This is a genomic window from Pedobacter sp. WC2501 (assembly GCF_052682415.1).
On record NZ_JBQZFI010000001.1, the window covers coordinates 4,978,831 to 5,003,262 of the forward strand.

Consider the following 24,432-nt stretch of genomic DNA (forward strand, 5'->3'; position numbering starts at 1 on the left):
ATGGAATATACCGAACTCCAGGTCACCAGTAACTTCAGTTTCTTGCGCGGCGCCTCCCACCCCGAAGAGCTGGTGGAAGAGGCTGCCCGTATGGGCTATAAAAAAATTGCCATCACCGATCACAATACCCTCGCCGGGATCGTGCGTGCACACGCCGCTGCCAGAAAACTTGATCTCCAGACCATACCTGCCTGCAGGTTAAACCTCATGGACGGTGCATCCCTGCTTGCCTATCCCACGGACACTGAAAGTTATGGAAAGCTTTCAGCCCTACTCAGCCTTGGCAACCTGCGCACCGAAAAAGGAAGTTGCGAACTTTATAAAAAAGATGTATTCGAATATGGCAAAGGCATTATTTTTATTGCCATCCCGCCAGATAGCCTATCCGAAGGATTTGATTTCCAAACGAACTTTTATGCGGACCTTCAAAGCTATAAAGATGGGCTCGGGGAAAACCTGTACCTGGCCATAAACAGGAGTTATCAGGGAGAAGACCAGAAAAGGATGTTCCGCCTTTCAGAACTCTCCCAAAAAACCGGTATCCCGCTGGTCGCAACCAATGATGTCTATTACCACAGCCCCGAAAGGCGTGAACTGCAGGATGTGCTGACCTGCGTAAGGGAAAAATGTACCATCCAAAATGCTGGCTACCTGCTTTTCCAGAACGCCGAGCGGCACCTAAAGCCCGAAGAAGAAATGAAAAGGCTTTTCCGCCAATATCCCCAGGCCCTTGAAAATGCCGTAAAAATCTCCCAAACCTGTACCTTCAGTCTCGACAGCTTAAAATACATCTACCCAGAAGAAATCACTTCGGAAGGCAGGACGCCACAACAGGAACTGGAATACCTGACCATGAAAGGTGCCCACGAAATCTTCGGAGAGCAGCTACCCAAAAAAGTAACCGATAACATCAGCCATGAAATGAAATTTGTGGAGGAAATGAATTATGCTTCCTATTTTCTCACCGTTTATGATATCGTGCGTTTTGCAAGAAGCCAGCATATCCTTTGCCAGGGACGCGGCTCTGCTGCCAATTCCACCATCTGCTATTGTTTGGGTATCACCTCAGTTGACCCCACTAAATTTGACCTGCTCTTTGAGCGCTTTATCTCTTCTGCCCGTAATGAGCCGCCCGATATCGACGTAGACTTTGAACATGAACGCAGGGAAGAAGTAATCCAGTACATCTATACTAAATACGGAAGGGACCGCGCAGCCATTGTAGCTACTGTCACCCAGCAGCGGCAGAAAGGCGCCATCCGGGATGTAGGTAAAGCGATGGGCTTATCGGTAGATACCATCAACCGGCTCTCTTCCTCCATCTGGGAATTTACCGATGAATGGTTCGAGGGCGGAAAACTCACCGAACAGGGCCTCAACCCCAATGACCCATTGCTTCGAAAAGTGCTTAATCTTACCGCCCAGATGATGGGCTTTCCAAGACAGCTCGGCCAGCATACCGGAGGCTTTGTGATCACCAGGGGAAAACTGACCGACCTCTGCCCCATCCTGAATGCCAGAATGGAAGACCGGACGAATATCGAATGGAACAAAGATGATATCGACACATTGGGTTTCCTCAAGATCGATGTACTTGCCCTTGGTATGCTCACCTGCATCCGCAAAGGATTTGACCTGGCCAAAGCACATTATAACCTTGACCTGACCATGGCCAGGATCAACGAAAATGAAGATCCAAAGGTTTATGAAATGATCAGCCATGCCGATACACTAGGCGTTTTCCAGATCGAAAGCCGTGCCCAGATGTCCATGCTGCCACGCCTGAGGCCAAAATGTTTTTATGACCTGGTGATCGAAGTGGCCATTGTCCGTCCCGGCCCCATCCAGGGTGATATGGTCCATCCCTACCTAAGACGTCGTAACGGAGAAGAAAACGTCGAATATCCTTCCGAAGAGTTAAAAGATATCCTCCACCGGACATTAGGCGTTCCCCTCTTTCAGGAACAGGCCATGAAGATCGCCATTGTTGCTGCAGGCTTTACCCCAGCCGAGGCAGATGAGCTGCGCAGGAGCATGGCCACCTTTAAAGCCAAAGGCATGGTCACCAAGTTTGAAGAAAAACTCATCACCGGCATGACCGGCAAAGGTTATACCGGGGACTTTGCCAAACGCGTATTCAAGCAGCTCGAAGGATTTGGCAGTTACGGTTTCCCAGAAAGCCATGCAGCCAGTTTTGCCCTATTGGTCTATGTTTCCTGCTGGCTCAAATGTTATTATCCCGATGTCTTTGCCGCAGCGCTGCTCAACAGCATGCCCATGGGTTTTTACCAGCCTGCCCAGATCGTTATCGATGCCAAAAAACATGGCGTGGAAATCAGGCCCATTGACATTAATTCTTCCAACTGGGACAACCGTCTGGAAGAAAAGTCCGGAAAATATCATGCACTCCGCCTAGGTTTCAGGCAGATCAAGGGCATAAATGCTGAAGATATCGAATACCTGACCAATGGCAGGAAAAAAGCATACAGCCATATCCACGAACTGATAGATGCCGGGCTCAGCCTGTCTGCACTAGAACGGCTTGCCGATGCCGATGCTTTCCGTTCCATAGGAATGGACAGAAGGCAGGCCCTTTGGGAAGTATCCGCCATGGCCGACCGCCCGGTTGCACTCTTTGAAAACCAGCCTTCAGAAAGCAGCCTGGAAATGCAGGCCACCCTGCCCCTGATGAGCAAAGGCGAGCACGTGATCCAGGACTATGCCTCCACATCCCTATCCCTAAAAGCACATCCGGTCAGCTTTGTGCGTGAACAGTTAAGCCTCCTGCGCGTTTTGCCGACCCAGGACCTTGCTAAAGCAAAAGACGGGCAAACCGTCAAAGTAGCAGGCCTCGTCCTGGTCCGACAGCGGCCAGGTACAGCCAAAGGCGTATGTTTTATCACCATTGAGGATGAAACAGGATTTACCAACCTGGTCGTATTTGAAAACCTGTTCGAAAAATTCCGAAAAGAAATTATCCAGTCCCGGTTGCTTATGGTTGAAGGAAAGCTGCAGATAGAAGGCGAAGTGGTCCATGTGATCGTCAAACGCTGCTTTGATCTTACCAGCCTCCTGCGATCAATGGACAGGGAAGAAAACAAAAGTTTCCCCGCAGTCGCTTTCTCCAGATCTGATGAAAGGACCGCACCCTACTCCAGCAACAAAGATGTACCAGAAAAAGGTACCCCAGCAGCCTCGGCCATTCCGGGAGGCAGGAATTTTAAATAAATTCAAATTACATCGGATCATTGAAATACTTATTATCCCGCAACAGGGATAACAGCAGATACCGGCCCATGGTTAATGCCTGAAGGTGTATGAAGCGGATCGCCCGGCCGTTACCAAAAAACAAAAGCATTAAAACATCTATATACGCAAAAAGCCACTGATCTCTACCAGTGGCCTTATATCCCAAAACAGTCTCCTGTTTATTTTGCGCTGTTCTTTTTCTCGGTAACCTCAGCCCTGATCTCCTGGGCAAGGTTTTTAAGGTCCTGCATCGCTTTACGTACACGTGTACCCGCTGCTGCATTTCCACCATCATAAAATTTCGTCACATCAGCCTCCACTGAAGCGATCACTTCCTGTACCTGTTTGAATTTGTCCATAACTGTTTTTTTAAAGGGCCAGATGGCCCAGGCTATTAATTATTTTGTATTTGGAAACCGTATTCCAGCCCCAAAACTAAACATTTCAAGCAGAAAGCAAAAAGAACTATTGAAAATCCAGATGCCCGGCATCACTGTTTACCCCTATCGTGTTTGCCCTCCAGAGGATAAAGCCCAGCCTTCCGCAGCATTCAGCAACAAAATACTCAATATCCGCAGGTACATCATTTACAATCCGGTAGCGGATCTTGTATTTCGGATTATAACTGATATACACCACCAGGTCATCGTCTGAAAATCCCCTGCCCGACAAAGGCTTAAAATGCACTTCCTGAAGTTCCTTGGCCGCACGGATCAAACGGTCGTTCATTACTTTGGCCAATGCTTTTTCGGGCTTAAAACCTGTCTCTAAAATCGCCAGTACGGTTACAGTCATTTGGCAAAAATAGACAGATAAGGCACATTGTCAAGATGCCACAAATAAGTTCCTGAAAATCAGGGAAAATATTTTCAGGAGATTTGTGTTTCTTATTTTTATTCATAACCTGAGTTCGATTAATAATTTTTAGAAAAAATTAGTCAATCAAAGCAATCATATCTATATTCAAGTGTCTGAAATTCAAATATTTAAACACAAAAAACAGATGATTGACTACTCTAAAATTAGTGATATTTTTTGTCTTGTAGATGAGTTCTGCAAAGATTTTGATCAAACCACCAGTCCTTTTCTTTTGGGCAAGACCTCCAAGCGTCCTGCGACCATGTCTAAAAGTGAAGTAATCTCTATCTGTCTGCTCTTCCATCTAAGCGGGTTCAGGTGCTTTAAACACTTCTATTTGTTTTATCTCCAAAAGCATATGCAAAGCGAATTCCGAAATACTGTGTCCTATAACCGCTTTGTTGAACTCAGCCAGAGCGTGCTCATGCCAATGACTATTTTCCTTAAAACCTGCTGTTTAGGCCGCTGTACGGGTATTTCATTTGTGGATTCCACCCCCATTCGGGTCTGCAACAATAAGCGTATAAAAAGATACAAGGTATTTAAGGGGATAGCAGAGGTCGGGAAATCCACAATGGGCTGGTTCTATGGGTTTAAACTATACATCGTAATCAATGACAAGGGAGAGATATTAAATTTTGCCATCACCCAGGCCAATGTGGACGATAGGGAACCACGGAAGAACGAAAGCTTTTTAAAAGCTGTGTTCGGAAAGCTTTTCGCCGACAAAGGGAACATATCTGAAAAGCTAGTCAAAATACTGTTCGTCAGCGATATACACCTGGTTACCAGTATCAGGAACAATATGAAAAATAGCCTGATGACCATGAACGACAAAATTATGCTCCGTAAAAGGCCTGTGATAGAAACCGTTAATGATGAGCCTAAAAACATATGCCAGATAGAACATTCAAGACATAGGTCATTCGCTAATTTTATCTCAAATATTATCGCTGGCCTAATCGCATACTCATTCTTTCCTAAAAAACCCGCTATTAATTATCAAACCAAACAATCATCACAGATTTTCGCGTTTTGATTAATCGAACTCAGGTTAATAGTAAATAACTGTTTTAGCTTTTTCATCGAACTTATACTCAACGTGGTTCATTGATCTGATAACTTCAAGTAAATTCTTCAGGGTGGTATGATCGCTGAAGCTAGCGGTGAACCTTCTGGTTTGAACACGTTTATCTTTAAACTCAAAGTTTACCCCATACCATTTTTCAAGGTGGGCTACGATATCCTGCATTGGCATGTTTACGAATGCTAATTTGCCTTCGCGCCAGTTGGCTACCCCTTTGGCATCGACCTGAATTATTCTTGATCTATCCGTTGACTTATCTAATTCAAGTTGCTGATCGGGAGTGAGGTAACCCAATAGTTTGGAGGCTTGGCCTACCTGTACCTTACCTCGAGTTACTGTAATTGTCGCTGTTGAAGCACTCGGATAGCAAGAAATAGAAAATGCGGTACCGAGTACATGGGTTTTCAATTTGCCGGAATAAACATTGAATGGGAGTTTGGTATTATGCTGAACGTCGAAGTATCCCTCGCCGTTTAGGAATACATCACGGTCTTTCTCCCCGTAAGTATTTGCGTAACGAAGCGTACTTCCTGCATTAAGCCAAATTTTGGTACTGTCCGGAAGTTCGATCACTTTTATTTGTCCGATCCCGGCGACAATAGTTGTATACGTTGGAGATTTGGGGAAGCTCATATAAAACCATACGCCCGATGAAATCATCAAAATCAAACAGGCGGCCGCTAATCCACGAAACCACAGTTGTCCAAGATTTAAAGATCTTGCTTTCACAGTTTCTTGAACTATAAGAAGTTTTTCATTTAATGATGTAAATGTTCTGTTTTTCGATTCTATAAGTTTTTCATTGTCGCCAGCATAAAACGTCTTATCTGACTCAGAAAGCTGGTCATACCATTTTTCGATAAGCAAAGCTTCCTCCGGCGAACATTTGCCTGCCAGATATCGGTCTAATATTTCTTTTAATTGGTCGTTTTTCATGAAGTTATATTATATACATTGCAAATATTTGCCTTTACCCCCAACCCAATGTAGAAATTTTATTAATATTTATCGGACTTCGTTCGAAAACGTAACTGATACCTCTCATAAAGCTCCGGGCTGATTTCAGGAAAAGTAGAAATCCGCACGAAATAAAAAGGCAGAGTCGGTTCATGATGCTCTTCCCGCCAATTATTAATCATTACCTGGAAGAGTTTTCGGTTGAATTAGTGTATAAGTTTTACCTTTAATGGTTTGAAAGGCCAATTCACTACTGGTATGCTTTATTGTCCTTTTATCACTTAAGAGCATCATTGGGTTTTGCGTATGAATTTTGCAGGTACCGCCAGTTAAGGACTTTATCGTTACCGAGGTCAGCTTGCCGGAGGTCCACTTCATTGAAACATCAAAATTTCCTCTTGCCTTTAATCCACTAATACTACCTTCCTGCCATGCTCTTGGAAGTGCCGGGAGGAGATCAATATATCCACGATTGCTTTGCATCAGCATTTCGGCAATTCCGGCAACTACTCCAAAATTCGCATCAATTTGAAAAGGAGGGCAAGCATCGAAAAGATTTGGATAGGTACCACCGGCTTCCATGCCGTTTTTCGTTTTCATAAAAGGGTCCGTGAAACGGAAGGCTTTACACAACAATAAGTAAGCATGGTCGCCATTTCGGAGACGCGACCACCAATTGATTTTCCACGCCATGCTCCAGCCCGTGCTATAATCGGTACGGTGAATCAGTGTTGTTTCAGCAGCAGCTGCCAGCGCCTTCGTGTCATCTAAATGAATCTGGTTACCCGGAAAAAGTCCGAATAGCTGAGAAATATGCCGATGGGTATCCTTAGGATCATCAACATCGTCGTACCATTCCTGGATCTGACCATATCTGCCTATTTGTAAAGGATATAATTTATTTAAGGCATCAGATAGCTGGATCCTGAAATCGGGATCAACATTAAGTACTTCTGAGGCCATCAATACATCTGTAAACAATTCTCTCGTGATTGACATATCCATCGTCGATGCCCGTGTAATAAAATGCTTTTTACCATCAATAAAAAAGCCATTCTCCGGCGACGTTGATGGCGCTGTAATAAGATATTTAGAATCGGTATCCTGGATAAGCCACTTCAGTAAAAACTGCGCAGCTCCCTTCATTAAAGGATATCCGGTTTTGCGCAAGAATTTTTTATCAAGCGTATAAGCGTAATGTTCCCAAAGGTGTGTACTCAACCATGCACCCCCCATTTGCCAGCAAAAAGCACCCGGCAATTGCCCTTGAGCGCCAACAGGGTTAGTCATTGCCCAAATGTCAGAGTTATGATGAGCGACCCAACCAGGTGAAATCCCATAATTGGTCCTGGCCGTTTTAGAACCGTTTACAGATAGTTCATGGATAAAATCGAATAAGGGTTGGTGGCACTCAGAAAGATTGAGGTTTTCCGCAGGCCAGTAGTTCATTTCCGTATTGATGTTAAGGGTAAAGTTACTTCTCCAAGCTGGTTTTGCCTGGTCATTCCACAGTGCCTGGAGATTGGTAGCATGACCACCCGGCCGGGAGCTTGAGATCATTAGATAACGTCCAAATTGAAAATACAAAGTTTGAAAATCAAGGTCGGTCGTATCATGAGCAAAACGTCTAAGCCGGACGTCTGTAGGTAGATTTGAATAGGTAGGTGAGGTCAACTTAAAAGTAACTCGATTAAACAAGCGCTGATAATCCTTTAGATGATCAGCCAGGATTTTGTCTTTGCCTTTTTTTATTGCAGCCGCGGCTTTAGATTTTACGATCAGATCGGGGTTTTTATCTCCGGAAGGCCTTTTATCAAATCCATTAAAAGAGGTTGCCTCTGTAATGTATATGGTAACCTCATCCGCCTTTTCAACGATCAGTCGATTTTCTTCTGTCCTCAAAGTCCCCCCAGTATGCCGAATATTGGCTTGGATTTCAAATTTCATTCCCTTTTGTTCGTCATATTGCAACTCATCCGGGTAACCAAGTTTTGCAGTAGTAGCTTCTGGAGCCGATCCTGTTAAAATCAAATTATCATGATTACATTTGCTGACGTAATGGAGTACACTTTCAAGACACGCGCTGAAACTGATTTGTTTTTTTTTATCGGCAGAAATGGTTACAATCATAACTTTATCTGGGTAACTAATGAAAGCTTTGCGGGTATATTTGATGCTGTTAACGTCAAATGTTGTCACAGTTTCAGCTCGCTTCAGGTCAAGTATTCTTTTATAGTTTTTTACTTTGCTCTCATCAATGTTAAAATTTAAAAGCAAATCAGCCATAGGCAAATAATTTGCCGAGAACGGCCCCTGCATTTTTTTCCAAAGTTGCTCAGCACCAGCAAAGTCGCGTTTAAAAATTGTATTTCTCAATTCCGGCAACACCTTTGCCGCTTCGGGATTGTTTCCATCCATCGGGTGCCCGCTCCACAACGTTGCATCATTTAATTGAATATGCTCCTGCTTAATCCCTCCAAAGACCATTGCACCAGTGTAACCATTACCAAGTGGAAGTGCTTCTTCCCATGCCCTAGCGGGACTTTGATACCAGAGGGATTGTGAAAAAGCGTCTGGAATGTAACTCCAAACTACGAATGTTATTAATGTTAATATTTTTGGAAAGGGCTTTGTTTTCATGATTAATTAGCCTGGCTTTATTGATGAAGCTTTTTGCTGCGGAGATATTCTAATAGCAACTGAGGTCGATCAGTTTGGATAATTGTCGCATTACGTGCGACGATCCAATCCCAGCTATCTTTCTTGTTGTTTTGTTCTACGGCCATATCGTCATAGTGGCCGCCGTTCAAAGAGGCCCACAAGGAGTTTATCCAAACTCTTGCCCCAGTATTCCGTATAAATTCATTATGGTAAAGTATTGCGGAGGTATCGCGACTGAAGATCAGCTCAAACGCATATGGTTTCATTGCTTTCAAATAGTTAATGATGTTCAGCCTGGCATCCGGCTTATCTAAATTGATAACAGGCATATATTTGATCTTAGCAATAAGCTCTGGGTATCGGTTTTTAAGGATATCATAAGGCTCATCGGATTTAAAAAGTGCCTGGCTGAGTGTACCTGTTTCTGTCAGCACTTGATAAGCTTCACGGTAATAAGCAAAGCTCTTGTCAAGATTAACCATTACTTTTTTGCCTTTTAAAGCGGCCATAACCTCTTTAAATGTTGGAATCGTATTGTCCGTTGGTATTCCGCATCCATTCCTTAAACGGAAGGTTTTAAGTTCTCTAAGCGTATAATCTGATGGCTTGCCTTTACCTGTTGTAGAACGGTCGATTGTTTGATCATGCATGATTATCAGTGCACCATCTTTGCTTTTACCTAAATCAAGTTCCACGATATCTACACCCATTTTTATAGCGCTAAGAAAAGCCGGCATCGAATTCTCAGGCTCGTTTCGCCAATCGCCGCGGTGAGCGGTTACGATGATCTTATTTTGTGCTTTGGTAGCTGACGCAAATAATTGGAGACAAGCAATAGCGCAGACCAGGAAACGTAATCTCTTTGTATTTTGATTTCTGTTTATCATTTTGATGTGGTGTTAAAAAAGTTGGCCTTCCAGGAAATGACCCGGGTAACTGGTGAAGTGATTTTAATTCGCACGAGATCGCCTTCTTGATGGATACTCGTTTTTACACCTAGCCCCTCATCTTTTGGCGAGACTGCCACAGACCTTGGATGGTAATTTTTTTGAGGGCACACCACACGGATCTCATAAGAGTCGTTGCCAATAACTTCTGATTTACCAGATAACGTTTTGGATTTTGCTGACCAGATTTCATTTGCAAGGTCTGTCATACCCTGTGAAATGTGTCTCGAAGTCGAAATAACTTGTGGGAATGTTTGTACAGGCCTGAGGGAGACAATAGCACATGATTGAGCAGCTAACGGCATAGTTAGCACATCTTTAAAAACCGGAAGTAATTTATCTGACCAAAAGTCAAACCCATAATAGCTGCGTCCCGAGGCCAGACCGCCTTTTTTTAATGATATACTGAGCGTTGTATCACCGTTTTCCCAATTGAACATGCCGATAAGGTGACGATGAACATGACCTTGGACCTGGTGAGCTTCCCAGAAGTTAGGGATATTGTTTTCAAAATAGTCGATAGGTCTGATCTCGGCATTGTATCCGTCCATCGTGCGTTTTAAAATTTCAAGCCGGTCTTTGGGTAAGTGAGGCAGATAGTCGCTTAATAAAAAGAAGTCGTTGGCCAGCGAAACAAAGGAAGCTGCCAGGCGTGCCGATGACAATGTGGCTTTGCCCGAGGAAGCAGCATCAGCTGATCCAACAGCATTTGATGCCCGTACTTTTACGGGATCAGGATCATTCCACCAGACCTTACCATTTAAGAAATAAAGCCGCGAAGCCCTGATCGGACCAGTTTTGATCCCTTGTTTATCATGGTTGTAATCTGGGCCGACACGCATGGCGTCTACTAATCCAATTGCTCCGCCTAAGCTTCGCATATTTTGACTGATTGCACAGCCTGATATGAATACATCCTTCCCGGCAGTATTTCTAATTAATTTCAGCCCATCACGAAATGATTCGATCTGTGTTTTTGAAGTATCGTAAAAAGGAGAAATATTCTCCATGTGGTCATCTTTGTAACCGTCGTTGATGTAGTTGATTTCAGTCGCCGTACCAGTCCAAAGGCCGTCCATCTTAAAATAATTAACGTCCCATCTTTTCATGTTATTGACGATGAGTTTGATGTTTTCCTTAACTTCCGGCCGGGTTAGATCAAGACAGGTGCCCCCAAATTTTGCCACCCTGAATAGTTCACCATTCTTTTTTCTCGCAAACCAATTTTGTTTGTCAGTATATTCTGGCGCCTGATCATTCCTACCAAAAGGCATCCACCATAAACCGAAACGAAATCCATTTTTATTAACCAATTTACCGACATCTCCTAAGCCTTTGGCATAAGGGCCATTCGGATTAACCGCTTCAAAACCACGGGCGGGGCCATCAATTACTGGTCCACCCTGCCAGCCATCGTCTATTTGTATACCACCGAAACCAAATGGTTTTAATTCTTTCCTTGCAAATTCACTGATTTCTTTTATTGAGGATTCTGTGCCTGCTTTTCCGGCGAATTCATCATACCATGTACAGTATGTTGCACTTTTATCTTTAAGTTTGATATGATACTGTCGACTTAACAGATCGGCAAATAATTCTTGCCCCTTACGCGCATCAGTAAAATACCCCAAAACAAAAGTTTCCGTAGCAATACTTGCATGAACTGGAATTGGAAGCCTACCATAATCTACCTGCATTTTTAAAACCACCTGGCCATTTTGAACTTTGCTAAAAAGCACGCCGTCGCCCCGATCATGTGTTAGACAGCCCGCTACAATCCCATTAAGTGACTTAGGTTCAGCAACCGTAAGAAACAGGTAGCTCCCTGGATTGTCGTCGGGTTTACGCAGTCCTCCGGTACCCATCGTAACCAATTGATTTGACGGAAAATTCAGACTTATCGGAAAAGATCCGCTGTCATGCTTTTCAACAGTTTCAATTTGATTACTGCCATTTTTGATTACATCGTTTATAAAAAAAAATGGTATTCCATCATATAAAGTGATTACAGTATAGCTAATTTTATCGCGGGTTAAAATAATAGAGTGACCTTTACCGAACTCCTTATTGTATACAGGCCTTATATTTTTAAACAATAAATGATCGTACTCAAATGCATTGTAAATAATTGGTTTTCTGTTTCCAGAAAGAAAAGAAACACGGTGTGTTTTTTCGTTAAATTCAACCCGAAGTATTTCATTACTGATAGAATGATAATCAGGCTCATTTAACAATGGCTTCCCAAAACAATTGGTCGTAGTCACTATTAAAAAATATATCAGCAATACACAGACGATCCTTTTAAACTGAATCTGGGTTTTAAATTTCGCCATTGGATTAGGTATGTTAAATGGGTAACAGTAACCCATTAGTGTTTAAGTAATTCGTTAAATTGGGCGCCTAAAATTGAATATCCAGCTTCGTTAGGATGTAGGCCATCACTTAGAAACAAATCTCGCTTAGGCAAGCCGTTGTCTAAAAATGATGTTGAAAAATCAAAAAACTTTAAATGGGCTGCACTAGTCATAATTTTAATGCTCTCGTTCAATTGACTTAATCGTTTAAATTGGTCTTTCCTGGGAAGAATGCCACCGACATAAATTGTCGCATCCGGTTTTCGCAATCTAATTTGCTCCGCTAAAAACGCAAGGCCTTGTACAATTTCTTCATCTGTATTAACCGCAAGATTATTAGTCCCAATGTTAATTATGATCTTATTGCCACTAAATTGATCAAGCTCACCGTGATAAATTCGCCACAGTACATTTTCGATCCGGTCATTTCCAAACCCCGCATTTTGAACTTTTAAAGGTTGCATGAACCGCTGCCACGAAGCTTCGCCGCGGGGTTTAACTGTTTCAGGTTTAGGAAGTCCTCCCCAATAATTGATAATGGAATTACCAAAGATGATCACTTCCGGTTTTTTAGCTTTAATTTCGTTGATCACCTGCTGATGACGTAAATGCCAGTCAAACCCATCCCTGTATTGCTCTACGGCCCTTTGTGTTGGCAATTCACCTGATGGTTCATTAATTAACTTTTTAATCAGCCCACCGTATACCTGTGCATATTTAACCATGCCAATATCATTGGGATGGATGCCATCAGTGGTGTCATCAATATTAAAATTTAGTTCCTTTTCTGTTATCAGGTAAACGTTTTTGATGCCTGCAGCTTTGAATTCGTTAAAAATTGTATCAATCATCATTGTAGCCCCATGGTATAAATCAACACTCTCGGTATCCATATCCATGGATATCAAGCCATCCGGATGTTCGGCAAATATGATTGGAACGCCAGGGTGGGTTTGCTGAAGTTTTTTAACTGCATAGGTGAGCCTGTTGCGAACGGTATCTATCGGAAAGAGTTTCTTTTGGTATAGGTTTGGCATACAATCCAAAATGAAAACTTTGGCATTGGTTTGGGACATAATATCAATAACAGGCCCTTCAAAACGGCCGTTGCCACTCAATCCTATATTGATCACTTCCCGTCCGAGTGATCTGGACAATACATTTGTCCAGGCCTGTCCCGGCCTTGATGCAACCGCCCCCTGCATGATTGAGGTCCCATAGGCCACAATTGGCTGATCTTCATTTGCATGTGTAAACTGGAAATCAGAACTGCCGGGAACACCTATGCGAATCATCTGCAATATATTATACAAAGGAAGATACAATTGAAATTCCACCGTTCCCCGCGAGGCGATTTTTAAATTCCGATAGATATATAGGCAGGTATCGCCAAAAGAGTACCTGATAGGTGGTGCCCAATTCAGTTTGCCATTATAATCTTTAGCATACAGATCGAGCCCGCTAACAGCGGTTGCCGCCATGTGCGGCAGACCAAACTTCTTTGATTTTACAATAAATTTAATAATGAAAGAACGTGCAGTAGTTTTGAAAGTGAGGTATTCACCTGAACTGTTGATTGATTGATTCCAGGCACCAGGGGAAATTTTTGTTTCCAGATCAGCCGGAAGACGGTGGAAAATATTTTGCGTGTCAGCCTTGGCGATACCATTGGCCCATTCTGCCGTATGCCATTTATAATTAGGTTGCGATTTAGCTTTTAAGGCAACTGTTATAATGAGAATGGCAATAAATAGTCTTTTCATAAAGTATAAATTAATAGCCGGGGTTCTGCGGAAATATCGACGGGTCATGGATTACCGTTACTTGTTGAAAAGGCAATGGATATAATAATTGATACGGTTGAATGACCTGCTTTGTTAATGCCGTGCTTTGGAAAGCATGAATTGCAGTGTTTGTCCGGACCAGGTCGAACCACCTGCTCCATTCGAATGGCAGCTCAAGCCTTCTTTCCTGGAGAACATACGTGCGGAAACTTGCCTGATTTGGCAGTAAAGCGGGTGTAAATGGTAATGCTTTAGCCCTGTTGCGAACGAGGTTGAGGTATACAAAATTGTCGCTGGTGGCGCTGTTGCTATAACTTATTTCATTTAATGCTTCAGCGTACATTAAAAGAACGTCCGAATAACGAAGGATGATGTAATCCGCTCCAACTAATTTAGTCGTTGCATCATAAGTATCGTAATATTTATTGATTGCTCGTACAGTTGCGTCCACTTTTGTAACGTTCAAAAGCGCGCGTCTTGTATCAGTTGCCTGATAAGCATTAAGCAGGTTTGGATCAATAACTGGTGAAATAGTGTACGTACCAAAAGCATGTCCTTCATTTATCAATGTTTTGTCGTAATGTACCGCAAATAACACCTCTGCATTTAATTTATTGCTTGTGCTGAAAACGTCTGCGATATTAGGCAATAGCGCGTATTTATAAGGATTTGTCCCCACTGGCATGAGCTGTTTTAAGGTACTTACTGCCTCGCTGTATTTTTGCTCAGTTAAATAAACTTTTCCCAGCATACCAAGTGCTGCGCCCGCCGATGCCCTTCCTAAATTCGATGCACTATAAGTTTTTGGTAGCAGTGTGCTTGCTTTATTAAGGTCGTATTCAATAGCGGCGTATACATCAGCCGGTGCACTACGACCAACCGTTAACGCATCCTGCGTTGAAATTGGCTGCAGCACCAAAGGGACTCCCCCCCAAAATCTAACAAGGTTAAAGTAATACAGGGCCCGTAGGAAACGTGCTTCACCTTCATACTGCGATTTTAAAGCAACATCAGTTACTACATCTAAATGGCTTAAAACTTGGTTACAACGGGAGATGGCATTATAATGAGCAAAATAGGTGCTGCTAAAAATGCTATTATCTGAGCCGGCAAGAAATCTGTCAACATTAAACTCCCTTCCTGCATCGCCTCCCGGATTCTGATCTTCAACATTATCAGAACGTAATTCGGTCATAATCTGAATATAGTCTCCATACATGGTATTTAACTGTAAAGGCTGATAACATGCGGTCACGGCATTTGCTATATCCCCAGGAGTTTTATAAAAAGTCTGTGAGGTTATTGTTGAAACCGCTTCTGGTGATAGAAAAGTTTTTTGACACGAGATGATGGGTAGCATCAATATCGTTGCTGTATATAATATAATCTTTTTCATGGTTTATAAACTTAAATTTAAGCCGAATACAAAAGATTTGCTTAAAGGATATGTTCCGTAATCTACGCCGGGATTAAGCGGGTTGGGATCCTGACTCACCTCCGGATTGTAATCATTGTACTTTGTGAACAAAAATGGATTGGTTGCCGAGAAATAAAAGCGGACATTAGAAAATCCGGCATGTTTTATTAGTGGCTTTGGTAAAGTAACACCTAAGGTAATATCGCGTATTCGCAAATATGAACCACTTCCAATATAGAAAGAAGAAACATTTGCGTTTAAGCCACGTGTGGTCCTATTTGCCCTTTCATGAATCCCATCACCTGGATTATCCGGAGATTCGTAACGCCCTAACCCCTCGGCAAGATTATTAGTAAAACTCGCCTCACTATTGATATACCTCGTATTTATATTGGCAATTTGATTACCATAAACACCTTGTAGTGATGCGCCTAAATCGAGTGCCTTAAATTGGACCCTTGTTGAATATCCATAGGTAAATTTCGGCTGATAGTTTCCTGCAATTGCCAGGTCATTAGTGCCGTCAATTTTGCCATCACCGTTAATATCCTTAAACATTTGGTCACCAAGTTTAGCACCGGGCACGATGGGCGCCTGGGTAAGTTGAGCCGGGTCGGTATAAATTCCGGTTTTGATCAAGGTATAATAGTTCCCGATTGGCTGACCAACCTCGGTCAAAAAGTAAAGTACCTGGGATTGAGTTAAAATAGATTGCTGTCCACCTAAATCAACTACTTTATTTCGGTTAAATGAGATGTTGGCACTGTTGTTTAAACGAAAACCTCCTAGCTTTGCATCAGATGACAAGGTAAATTCAAGACCTTTATTGTTTAACTTGCCAATGTTAACGAGGTTTGAATTATAACCGGAGCTTTGAGGTACGGGAACCGAAAGGAGCATATTACTTGTGTTATTTGAATAAGCGTCAACTGTCAACTGTAAACGGTTCTTGAAGAGGCTAATATCAGCACCAACATCAAATGCCGCTGTCTGCTCCCATCCTAATTTGTCATTACCCGGAATATTTTGGTAATACCCGTTGGACAATCCGGTGCCTGTACCGGTGCCAAAGACATAATTAGCTGGTGCTAAAGTAGAAAGCGCCGCATAATTACCTATCTGATTGTTTCCGGTTAACCCATAACTGGCGCGCAGTTTCATGGAACTGATGACTTTCTGTTTCTGCATAAAAGGTTCCTGATCTACATTCCAGCCAATAGATGCCGAAGGAAAGCTTCCATACTTAGAATTTGAACCAAAGCGAGAGGAGCCATCGGTTCTCATAGCAGCCGAGGCCAGATATTTACCCTTATAGTTGTACTGCACACGCGCCAAAGCAGATAAAAGATCCCATTCCTGTGCATTTCCGGTATAGGATGTAATTGCAGTCGCTCCATTCAACGTTGTTACCAAGTTATTCGCAAATCCCGTAGCTGCAATAGAAAGTGCACTGGTATTTTCTCTCTGGGTACTAACTACTGCAATGGCGCTTATTGAATGACCGTTAAATCTCTTATTATACGACAAGGTGTTTTCTGCCAGCCAATTGACCAAGGTTGTATTGTAATAGCCTGCCGATGGAATGGATGTAGGGCTTGATGGGGTAACGGTTGGCAACGTCGAAGGCCTGAATGTATTCCTATTTCCGTTATTTATCGTTGAACCAAAGGATATTTTATCTGAAAAAGAAGGGGTGAATTGATATTGCGCGTAGACGTTTCCAAGAAATTTACCCTGATTGGTATTGTCCTGTTTCAAGTTAGCTAAAGCTACTGGGTTAATTACTTGGGCTGCACCATCCTGATTGTTATATTGTGAATAATTGTAAGAACCATCGGGATTATAAACAGGATAAAACGGCGAATAGGATAAAGCGATTGACACGATATTCTCTCCGCTCAAAAACCTTCCACCCGTTGGCTGAAACTGATATTGCTCAAAGGAATAATTAATAGTTGTTCCAATTTTAAACTTGTTAAATGTTCCTTCAAAAGATATTCTTGACCCATAACGTTTGTAGCCGGTTTTGATAACCGTGCCATTTTGGTCAAGGTAGTTACTTGATACATAATACTTGGTATTGTCGGTTCCGCCCGACACCGAGATGGTATGATTTTCAATTGGGGCGTTACGGAAAATAGCATCCTGCCAGTCTGTATTCGTGAGCCCAGGTGTTCCTGCGATATATGGCAGCACTACCGGGGAGAAAGTGGAGGCACCTAACGAGCCGCCTAATTTGGCCAGCCTTGTGGCATTGTCATCAGTTGCCGAGCCTGTGAGTCCCTTATCTTCAAGCAAATCAAAATACGTGTTATTGTGTGCATCATATACAAGTTTTGCATAGCCATAAGCATCCATCATGGCTAATTTATTTTGCACTTTAGCAATACCGTAGTAACCGTTATAACTAACAATAGGTTTTCCTTTCTTGCCTTTTTTTGTTGTGATAATGACAACACCATTAGAACCTCTTGACCCGTAAATTGCAGCAGCTGAGGCGTCTTTTAAGACATCGATACTTTCTATATCTGCAAGGTTAATAGCATTTAAGGGATTTTCGGATATACCTGGTCCATTTGCATTTTGTTCAGATAAAGGAATACCATCAATTACATATAAGGGAGTAGTCCCGGCAGTAATGGTAGCTTTTCCCCGTATTGCAATAGCGATCCCCGCCCCAGGCGAACCATCTGGTTCAGTTACCTGAACACCCGCCATCTTACCGGTCATTGCTTTATCCACTCCAGTTCCGGTAAAATTATTAACATCTTCTGCTTTAAGAGAGCTAATCGCTGTTGTCACGTCACCGCGCCGCTGTTGACCGTAACCAATCACAACCATGTCTGTTAATTGACTGGCTTCTATATGAAGTGAAAGGTTAATGACTTGATTTCCTTTAATTGCAAATTCTTCATTTTTGTAACCGATAAATTTAAATACCAGGATCTGCCCAACCTTTGCCTGAATGGAGAAAATCCCACCCGTATTGGTAAACGTAGATTTCGTTGTTCCTTTCACAACTACCGTAACGCCTGAAAGTGCCTCACCCTTATCGTCCGTGACTTTACCATGTAAAATCACCGGAATAACCATACCACTCTTTATTTCTTTTCGCTTGGCTTGCGAATTGCCTGCCGGCACTTTCTCGATAATGATGTTGTCCCCGATTTGGCGATAAGCCAAGCCTCTTGGCAACAATAAGTCAACGAGGATATCATCAACAGATCGTTGTTTAACTTCGAGATTCCTGACCGAGGTATTTTCAAATAGCTTGCTTTCATAAACGAAATGAACACCGCTGGCATGCTCAATTTCAGCTAATACGGCAGACATTGATTTATCTTTGGCCTTTAAGCTGATTTTTGGGCTTTTAAGATTTTGCCCGATACTCCTATTCGACAATAAAGTGAATATCGTGGTACAGGTTATAATTAATATTGTGACTGGGATTTTCATGATTTTTGACATAATTGACCAGAAAATAATTGAGGAATTGGCGGTTCTGGCAGACAGTCCCATGCTTTTGCACTTCTCTTGTAAGGAAAATTCATATATTTGAATAGTTTTGACGAATTACTAATTGGTTAAAATTTCTATTAAACCGTTTTGTGGTCCAGACAAAGCGGTTTTTTATACCCTGCCTTGCAGGATATAATCGCTTGATGTTTGTTAAAGTTTAAATTTCATAATTAATACCTTATTTCTTTCAATTGGTCGTTTCCATGAAGTTATATTATATACATTGCAAAACTGGTTGACTACCCCCATACATTTTATTTTAAAAACCTTCAATTCTTACCCTTTTGTTCTAATCGCGTCTAATCATAGTAGCATTAGCTCCCCTCGCCATATCGATTGGTATCTCAGATTTGGAAAAATCTCCTCCGGTAATACGAATGTTTTGATTTTCCGATCCTTCAACTTGCAAAAAGGTTATGGTAGATGAAGTTAATCGCGGTGAACTAATTAACATGTCTTTACAGTTTATTATTCTGATTGCACTGTTTGCGTTTATATGCGCTTCTAAACTGACATTTTCAATACACGCATCCATAACCTGATCAAAAATCATAGCGGGCCGCTCATCATCATGAAAAAAATTGAACTTGACGTTATTTAGTGTTAAACCATTTACCGACCGAACAAACAGCGCGTAAGCAGGCATGGTACCCATTGAAAAATACTGACCTCCCGATTGCGGCAATTCTCGGCGCTCACCCGCTTCTTTACTACCACCGCCGCCGAATGTTAAATTAATATCTGTCAGTGAGATATTATCCATGATGGCATTATCCGCAGAAGAAAGCGTTATGCATGAAAATTCCTCGCCTGGATAAACACGCACAGAACCAATCAGGTCGGGAAGTTGACCTGGTGACGATAGTACTGTACCACTGATATTATGAAAAGAGATATTCCGAACAATTACTTCTGCTTTCTTCGCTGTATCAGGATAACCAGGACGTACGTCAAAATTTGGGTCTTTGGGATTAAAGCCGCAAGCAATGTATATCGGGCCTGTAACATCATCAAAAATAAGGTTGGAAAAAGACGCATTTTCTAAACTTGAGCCTGGGGAACCTTGGAATTTAATCGGGCAACCATAAACCTTTGTTAACAAGCAATTTGATACCGTTATATTTTTCGTTTTCCCCCCGCCAAACCTAAACACCGACCAACGTGTACTAAATGTTGAGTTTGTAACAGTTATAGCTTCACAGCTACCAAAAAAAGCGCAGGCATCATCCTGACAAAGTACAGTGCTATTACTGATAGCTACATGCTTACAACTGATAAAGTGAAAACCATCATTGTTGACGTTTACTCTGCTATGAATATAAACGCCCTGTATATCAATTCGTGAAGATTGAATGATTCTAAGGCTGTGGTATGCGCAATTTATAAATGAAACATCTTTTATTTTTATAGATTCGCAATGATATCCCAGAAAGTGATGCGGCCGCTTTTCACCCCATAAAACGTTTTGACTGCTCGAACCATTTTCGCTTTTGTGGAAACTGGCACCTTGACCATCGATAGTACCATTACCTTCAATAACCAGGTTTTTCGCATTGGTCGCATAAAACAATGCCCAATTGCCATCTCTTAAAGTTGTATCTCCCGAAAGTGGCACAGCATCTACAGCGTGATAATCGTTAGCGTTCGTCGAACCCAGAATCACAGCTCCGGAACTTAGATGAAATATTAAATTAGACTTCAGTTCTATGCTGCCGCACAAATAAATACCAGCCGGTATTAAAACCGTCCCACCACCGTTTTTAAAACACGTATCAATAGCAGCCTGGATTGCATTAGTTTCAAGCACCCTACCATCACCTTTTGCACCAAAAGATTTAACATTGTAAATATTTGATTCTGAATTTAAATCAATTTGATGATGAAGTATTGATTTATGGTTACCAAATTGTGCAAATGTATGTGTCGCTGCAAAACTACCCAAAATAGCTAACGGCATTTTCAACAACCACTGACGGCGTGATAAATTTTGATCGGACGAATTTTCTAACATAATACGATTGTTATTATTAGTTTGTTAGCAAGTACATTGCAGAAATCTATACTTACCCCCAATGAAATTTTCACTTTTCCAATTATTTAACTTAATCTTGTTAAATTAATAATACGCTATATCGCGTTGTTTGGATAGCCAAATGTATTTTTGCAGTAAATTATTTTTTCTTGTTAAGGGATATCTATTCAGATAAGGATTTGGTTGCATTAATTGCAAAAAAGGACGGCAGGGCCTTATCGAATCTCTATGACCGTTATTATCGCGATTTAGTTACAGCCGCTTTTAGGCGTATTCCTGACGAATGCATCGTAGAAGAGATTGTTCAGGACGTATTTATGGTAATTTGGGCAAAGGCAAACACCCTGGATTTATCCGGGGATATCAAGGGCTTTATTTTTGCCGTATTGCGTAACAAAGTTCTTTACGAATTGCGTACCAGAGCTTCTCAAAAAGCCAAGGCCGATTTCTATAAATTGAAAGATGATCTTTGTCATACAAATGCGCTCGATATTTTACAGGCTAAAGAGCTTGAAAGTAAAATTTATGAGTTAATCGATGAATTGTCTCCACAATCCCGCGAAGCTTTTAAGCTTAGCAGATTCGAAGATATGTCTTATAAAATGATCGCTGAACGAATGAATATTTCAGTTGGCACAGTTGAAAAACATATTAGCAAAGCCCTTGTTGTTTTACGTAAGGAAGTAGGAGAATTGAATCACTCTATAGTTTTATTCTTGGTTGTTTATCTTTTTCATCAACTGCTAAGTTGATGACTTCGCAACAATATTATGGAGTCACCAATTTTAATATATTTAATAATACTATTTTAATTGATTAAACGGCAAGGATCCTTCATTTAAATATTATAAAAGTTGACCAGGTAAAGAAATATGTTCTAGGAAAGTCATATGACAGTTATAATCCAAACATATTTGACGCCATCTTATTCATGCTTGATGGAGTATTTCTAACTGGAACCATTTATATTTTTTTCTGTACGACAAAAAAAATCGGGGTCAGTGGCGGGGCCTAATTCGACCATTTTGTGGACGAATTGATTGAAATAGGCATTTTTTCGAAAATTTTGGAAATGGAAATAATCACAAAATAAGAAATTTATCAAATAGAAGACTTGTCTTCATGGATAGCTTGTCATTAGGTCTATTGCCCAAATCCGTTGTAGTAGCTGTTATCGGCAGTTTATTCCTCAATTAATTTAAAAACCATTTCAATGGCTTCGTCTCCATTGTCTGTTTTTCTTTTCAATTTTCTAATAAACACATTTTCATTGTGAGAATAGTTTATTTCTTTATTTGGAGGAATTCCGATGCTTTCATAACAAGTTCCATTAATATCTTGGTAAATTTCATTGGAAAGGTTTACTATCCAACCATTAGGTATTTTTTTTTCTAGGATATCAGAAAATATTCCTTCAGTATTGGATCCTATACGTGTAGTGTTCTTGACTGCCATGGAGCCAATAGCTAATACTTCCGGAGCACTGGCTGTTTGGTGGCTCGTGAGCAAAAAAACAGGTTTATGATATGTTGTGTCGGCTGGTAAAATAGCAAAGAACTGAGGTTCTGTGTAGCCGTTTAACAACTTGGCTTTTTTAGAATACAATTTAGTCTCTTCAGTAATGAAATGCCTAAGTATTTCTAATGACACCAGATCATAGCCTCCTGAATTGAAACGAATGTCTATAACTATTGCATTTGTTCCCTGTAATTTTCCGATGATTTCCACCATTAGTGTTCTAATTCCTCTTTTTTCATCTTCAAAATGGTTAGGATTGCTTGCAGATGCTTTTAGCTAGTCAAATAAATAATCATAGCCCGACAAACCTTCAGGATTTTTGTACTTGTCGGAAAAAAATAGCATATTATTTATCTGTATATAACCTATATTATTTTCAGTAATTCCATAGTTTAACAGACCGTTGCCCTTAATACTTGTTCCATATCTTATTGGATTCTTAACATAACGCTCTAAAATTTTATCTTCTAAAACGGCTGTTTTATTGCTTGTTCTGTAATGGGGAAATGCACCATTTTTTTTTGGTATAATCAAAGTAGTGTGCCCATCATTTAACTGTCTGATTGTATTTTTTAAAATATGATGCAGCTGATTTTTATTTTTAATCCTTTTGCCTTGATACTTTTCTTGTATGCTTAGCCAATCCATTTTTCGCTCTTTAAAAAAAGGATAATTTTCATTCATCATGTTCCAAAAAACCTCAAAATTATAATTTGGATCCTCCGCTTTTACCAAATTATATTTAATGCTGTTCGGCAGTTCGCCTATTTTATCTAGCATGTAGGTTTTAATACCCTCCGTAATCGTAATTAAATTTTGATCCACCCTCTTAATAGTTCCCATCTGTGAAATATCATCTCTTTTCAATTGAGAACTTAGCGTACATGAGATAGCGGTTGTGTCATAGCTATTCACTACAGTATCATTAATAGTTATAATTTTTCCATATCCTCTCATTTTCCAGATGCCCTTTAGCGCATCTTCAGGTACTATTTGAGCAAATAGGCTGTTGGCTGAAAATAAGATGAAGAAATAGAAAAGAATTTATTTTTTTTGTCATTTTGTATTAATTATTGACTACCACTAACTTTTTAATTCCAGCCATGATCGTGAAAATGAAGTTCCAAAAAGGATCAGCAACAGTTTTCCGAAGCCTTATTTTTAACTTCAAAGATGTATAAGGCATGGACATATTAGTTACTAGACTTCGTATCACTCCCTCATGATAACATCTTGGGCAGTAGCTACAACAAGAACAAAAAAGAATATCAAAGACAATAGTTTAGATAAACTTTTCACCAAGACTTTAGACATAAGTTTGGATCTACAAGATTTTTAAACTATTTCAAATATAAAAAAGATATACCCCGTAAATTTCCTTTAAGTGTTAAAACATGTTAAAGACGAAAAGGCACTCATTTATATATGATTGCTAAACAGAAATGGCACATTACAGTTCCTGATTTTTATAGCATGCCAAGTTAGGACATTTGTTAGCGCTTTGCTTAACTTCAATAGGAGATCATAGTCCACCTAATAACTTTCTAGAATTTCAACTATTTGGCCCAAAACATTTCAGGGTAAACTTCAGTATAATTAAAGTTAACAACATCGAACTAAAAAAATCCTAATGCACAATTTAAACTATTGACTTACAAATGATTATAACCAAAGGCTAAAAACCTACAAGTTTTTGCACCGTCAGGGTACCATATAGGGCTCGAACCAAAAATCGGCCTCTATCAGAACTATTCAACGATTTGAAAACCGCCTAAAAACAAAAAAGTCCTTTAAGATATCTTAAAGGACTTTCGGGTCGACGACGGTACAAATCAGCAACAAATTCATTCACGATTTAAAGAGAATCGCAGAACTAGACACTAAGACGACAGAGTATGATGAGCTTGGCAGATTAATGAAATTAAGAAAAGAAAGAGTAAAGATAATTCGGAAAGTAGTGGACAAAATGAAAAAAATCAAAGCGAATCGAAAATTAAGGAAAGTGACATTCAAAAATGGATTATCAATATTTCTGATGACTAAAGAAGC

Annotated in this window: 15 protein-coding genes; 3 read left to right on the forward strand and 12 right to left on the reverse strand. The window is 40.8% G+C overall.

Features of this window, described 5'->3' with window-relative positions; genetic code table 11:
• Nucleotides 1-3,228, forward strand: a complete 3,228-nt coding sequence (locus ACUN24_RS21015; protein WP_445564298.1) for an error-prone DNA polymerase — start codon at nucleotides 1-3, stop codon at nucleotides 3,226-3,228.
• 200 nt (nucleotides 3,229-3,428) lie between these two features.
• On the opposite strand, the gene ACUN24_RS21020 is transcribed toward ACUN24_RS21015, so the two are convergent.
• Both ACUN24_RS21020 and ACUN24_RS21025 read right to left on the reverse strand, forming a co-directional pair.
• Nucleotides 3,429-3,608 carry a hypothetical protein gene (locus ACUN24_RS21020; RefSeq protein ID WP_057935026.1) on the reverse strand — a complete coding sequence of 60 codons (180 nt, stop codon included), beginning with the start codon at nucleotides 3,606-3,608 and terminating at the stop codon, nucleotides 3,429-3,431.
• Nucleotides 3,609-3,714: 106 nt separating this feature from the next.
• The gene (locus ACUN24_RS21025; RefSeq protein WP_445564299.1) at nucleotides 3,715-4,044 is read right to left on the reverse strand and encodes a hypothetical protein; all 330 of its coding nucleotides are present in this window, start codon (nucleotides 4,042-4,044) and stop codon (nucleotides 3,715-3,717) included.
• 208 nt (nucleotides 4,045-4,252) lie between these two features.
• Between ACUN24_RS21025 and ACUN24_RS21030 the strand changes: the two genes are divergently transcribed.
• Entirely contained in the window at nucleotides 4,253-5,146 is an 894-nt protein-coding gene (locus ACUN24_RS21030) for an IS982 family transposase (protein WP_445564300.1), read from the forward strand.
• Between the two features lie 15 nt (nucleotides 5,147-5,161).
• On the opposite strand, the gene ACUN24_RS21035 is transcribed toward ACUN24_RS21030, so the two are convergent.
• The 8 genes from ACUN24_RS21035 to ACUN24_RS21070 form a co-directional block, all read right to left on the reverse strand.
• A complete protein-coding gene (locus tag ACUN24_RS21035; RefSeq protein ID WP_445564301.1) occupies nucleotides 5,162-6,130 on the reverse strand; it encodes a FecR family protein in 969 nt (322 codons plus the stop codon).
• 195 nt (nucleotides 6,131-6,325) lie between these two features.
• Entirely contained in the window at nucleotides 6,326-8,791 is a 2,466-nt protein-coding gene (locus ACUN24_RS21040; protein ID WP_445564302.1) for a glycoside hydrolase family 95 protein, read from the reverse strand.
• A gap of 17 nt (nucleotides 8,792-8,808) precedes the next feature.
• Nucleotides 8,809-9,699, reverse strand: a complete 891-nt coding sequence (locus tag ACUN24_RS21045) for a glycerophosphodiester phosphodiesterase family protein (RefSeq protein ID WP_445564303.1) — start codon at nucleotides 9,697-9,699, stop codon at nucleotides 8,809-8,811.
• Entirely contained in the window at nucleotides 9,696-12,023 is a 2,328-nt protein-coding gene (locus ACUN24_RS21050) for an alpha-galactosidase (protein ID WP_445564304.1), read from the reverse strand. Before ACUN24_RS21050 ends, ACUN24_RS21045 begins: the two co-directional genes overlap by 4 nt.
• Before the next feature lie 104 nt (nucleotides 12,024-12,127).
• Entirely contained in the window at nucleotides 12,128-13,876 is a 1,749-nt protein-coding gene (locus tag ACUN24_RS21055; protein ID WP_445564305.1) for an SGNH/GDSL hydrolase family protein, read from the reverse strand.
• 10 nt (nucleotides 13,877-13,886) lie between these two features.
• Complete coding sequence (locus ACUN24_RS21060; RefSeq protein ID WP_445564306.1) at nucleotides 13,887-15,293, reverse strand: RagB/SusD family nutrient uptake outer membrane protein; 1,407 nt, start codon at nucleotides 15,291-15,293, stop codon at nucleotides 13,887-13,889.
• A gap of 3 nt (nucleotides 15,294-15,296) precedes the next feature.
• On the reverse strand, nucleotides 15,297-18,770 hold the full coding sequence (locus ACUN24_RS21065; protein ID WP_445564307.1) for a SusC/RagA family TonB-linked outer membrane protein: 3,474 nt from the start codon (nucleotides 18,768-18,770) through the stop codon (nucleotides 15,297-15,299).
• 352 nt (nucleotides 18,771-19,122) lie between these two features.
• Nucleotides 19,123-20,844, reverse strand: a complete 1,722-nt coding sequence (locus tag ACUN24_RS21070; RefSeq protein ID WP_445564308.1) for a glycoside hydrolase family 28 protein — start codon at nucleotides 20,842-20,844, stop codon at nucleotides 19,123-19,125.
• 170 nt (nucleotides 20,845-21,014) lie between these two features.
• Between ACUN24_RS21070 and ACUN24_RS21075 the strand changes: the two genes are divergently transcribed.
• A complete protein-coding gene (locus ACUN24_RS21075; RefSeq protein WP_445564309.1) occupies nucleotides 21,015-21,617 on the forward strand; it encodes an RNA polymerase sigma-70 factor in 603 nt (200 codons plus the stop codon).
• Nucleotides 21,618-22,047: 430 nt separating this feature from the next.
• On the opposite strand, the gene ACUN24_RS21080 is transcribed toward ACUN24_RS21075, so the two are convergent.
• Complete coding sequence (locus ACUN24_RS21080) at nucleotides 22,048-22,608, reverse strand: S41 family peptidase (RefSeq protein WP_445565152.1); 561 nt, start codon at nucleotides 22,606-22,608, stop codon at nucleotides 22,048-22,050.
• Between the two features lie 51 nt (nucleotides 22,609-22,659).
• The gene (locus tag ACUN24_RS21085; RefSeq protein ID WP_445564310.1) at nucleotides 22,660-23,340 is read right to left on the reverse strand and encodes a hypothetical protein; all 681 of its coding nucleotides are present in this window, start codon (nucleotides 23,338-23,340) and stop codon (nucleotides 22,660-22,662) included.
• Nucleotides 23,341-24,432: the final 1,092 nt, after the last annotated feature.